At 35.2% G+C, this 2,924-nt stretch carries 2 protein-coding genes; both read right to left on the bottom strand.

The window, feature by feature from the left end; genetic code table 11:
• Positions 1–444, bottom strand: a 444-nt coding sequence (gene lepB / locus AC1DJR_RS24455; RefSeq protein ID WP_477003710.1) for a signal peptidase I, incomplete at its 3' end; no start/stop codon positions are given.
• Positions 445–554: 110 nt separating this feature from the next.
• Positions 555–2,711 (bottom strand): peptidoglycan D,D-transpeptidase FtsI family protein, encoded by a 2,157-nt coding sequence (locus AC1DJR_RS24450; RefSeq protein ID WP_477003709.1) that lies wholly within the window; start codon positions 2,709–2,711, stop codon positions 555–557.
• Positions 2,712–2,924: the final 213 nt, after the last annotated feature.

The following is a 2,924-nucleotide window of genomic DNA, read 5'->3' as shown; positions in this document are numbered from 1 at the left end:
TCCTAAACCATTTCGACTATCCTTACTTTGTTCACGATTGTCTCCCATTACAAATAACTTATTTGGCGGAATCTTTGTCTTTTGAAAATTATAAAACACTTGTGTATTGTTATATAAATCTTTATTTATATAAGGTTCATCTTGCTTTTTGTCATTTACGTATACAGTTCCATTCGTTATGTTAATTACGTCACCAGGAAGCCCTATTACACGTTTCACATAATATTTCGACTCATCCTCTTCCTTAATAATGACGATTTCTCCGTGCTGTAAGCTAGAAAAATGTACCGCAGCTTTATTTACAAATACGTAGTCTTCTTCATGTAAAGTTGGCTGCATTGATTTTCCTTCCACTTTACATAAAGTGAAAGACTGGTACGTTACTACTAGGACAAATATAAATAGTATGTACTTTCCCCAACCTCTCTTATTCTCCTCTTTCATATCCATTCCCACCTTATCAAAACACTTTTTAACTCAAAAATATATCACTGCACCTGTTCATTTGCGCAGTGATATACTACAATTTGAATTTTTTACTGTGCCTTACTCGGCTATTGTGTTACTGGGACTGGACTTACACCCGATCTCTGCGTTTTTAAATCAAAATAWGCATCYAAAACMTCTTTWCCAATWKCAGAATTAATACCTGATTTATCATTWWTWACCCATGGCACAACAACAGAAAAAGCAACTTCCGGATCAGCATCATATGGCGCATACCCGGCGAGAGTTAAATTATAACATTTTTTTCGATAGTTGTTTTCATCTCTTCCAATATCACTTTCTCCACCGTACACTGTTTCTGCTGTCCCTGTTTTCCCAGCCGGTTTATAAGGTAATCCTTTAAAAGTTCCAGCACCGGTCCCATCTACCTCTTGGAAAACTCTTCTAAACCCTTCTTTCACATGATTTATATATGAAAAATCCATATCCACTCGATTTAACACGACTGGTTCCATCGATTGCATAACTTTCCCGACTTCCTCTGGTCTATTCGGTTGCTCTCTAATTTCTTGTACAATTTGTGGTTTCATTCGGTAACCACCATTTGCAATCGTTGACATATATTGCGCAAGCTGAAGCGGCGTATATGTATCATATTGYCCAATGGCGTAGTCAAGTAAAAAACCAGGTATATTATCKGTTCTACCCATTTGACCAATCGATTCATTTGGAAGGTCAATACCGGTTGGTACACCTAAACCAAATTGTCTAAAGTAATAGCGCATTTTATTGAATGTTTCTTGCCTAATATCTAACGGATTGTTTGGTACATAATCAATCCCCGCAATCTTTAACGCCGTATTAAACATGTAGACATTGGATGAAACTTGCAATGCTCTTAAATCATCAATATCTCCAAAGTCTTTCCACGATTTCTTCGGCTTCGAACTTCCTTTAAAGTACATTGGTGCATCAAAGAAATGCGTATATGGCTTAATCGCTTCTGTTTGATATCCCGCTAATACCGTAGCTCCTTTCACCGTTGATCCTAACTCGTAAGAACTTATCATCGTTCCTAAAGCGTAGTCTTCTATTTGCATCCCGCCATCTTTATTTACAATTTTCTTTCCTGCTAATGATAGAATTTGACCATTTTTTGGATTCATCATAACGACGAATGCACGATCCATCATCGGTTCAGAAGAATGAAATGCCCTTAAATTCCTTTCAAGACTTTCCTCCACYTTTTTCTGYAAATCCATATCAACTGTTARCATTAAATTATTTCCACTTTTTCCTTTTGTCACTTTTTCAGTCCGAATAATATTTCCAGCTTTATCCGTAATATTTTTAGACTGTTCTTTCGTTCCATGTAACACATCTTCGTATTGTTTTTCGATGTAACTCTTACCAATACGATCATTTCGGTTATAATCTCGCACTAAATAATAGTCTAATTGCTCCCTTGGTAATCCCTCATTYTCAGTAGAAACACTACCAAGTACAGAACGTAGTATTTTGTCATTTGGATATTCGCGCTCCCAATCCACAGTCGTATCTACGCCTGGCAAGCTCGATAATCTTTCACTCACTACTGCATATTCATTTTGACTTACATCTTTTTTGACGATTTGTGGCGTCATTTTATATCCCGCATTCATTTTGCTTTTAATTGCTAGTACTTCTATATCCTCTTTCGAAAGCTCGTTTAATTCTTCTTGTGTAATTCTTTCTCGTCTCAACTCTTCTACTTTCTTATCTAAGTCTTTCCCTTCTATTTCCTGTTTCCTAAATTTACTCTCATCTTCTTTCGTTACTTTTGTTGCTGCACGTTTTTCATTTAACTGCATCCAAAAGTCTTTTTTATCTGTCTCTGTTAACTTGTCCATATCTTCTTGCGGCATTTCAATTAGCTGYGCTAAATTTCTTGCCACTATTAAAACCTCTTTTGAGTCCACTCCTTTCATCTTCGTATATGTAACAGTTCGTAACGGTTTATTATTTACAATAACTTTCCCTTCCCGGTCAAACATCTTCCCTCTCGGAACTGGAGTACTCACCGTTACATCTTCCTTTTTATTCACTTCATTTCGATACGTTTCTCCGTCAATGATTTGTACTTTACCTAATTGAATAATAATAGCTGAAAATAAAAGAAAAACGATAAAAAATAGTACATTTAACCGAAACGGAATATGAGTCTTTTTCTTTTTCGACTGTTTCTGTTTCTCCTTTTTCTGTCTCATTTTGCTCCCTCGCTTCATTCTATTAACATTTCTACGCATGAACCATTATGTATTAAATTTATTTATATGCTATATATAGAATTTTATATTAATTACAAAARAAATAAAAGATTTAATTTTCAGTTTTTGRTTTTCTCAYCCTATTTATTACCATTCCCCTTATACGCAATAACATGAATATAATTCATACAAAAAACTGAGGTGGACATCATTCACCTCAGTTTCTTTACG

It is taken from the genome of Bacillus sp. 05T31 (assembly GCF_056396725.1).
Note: the sequence above shows the minus strand (reverse complement) of the source record. Positions and strands in the feature narration are given on the sequence as shown.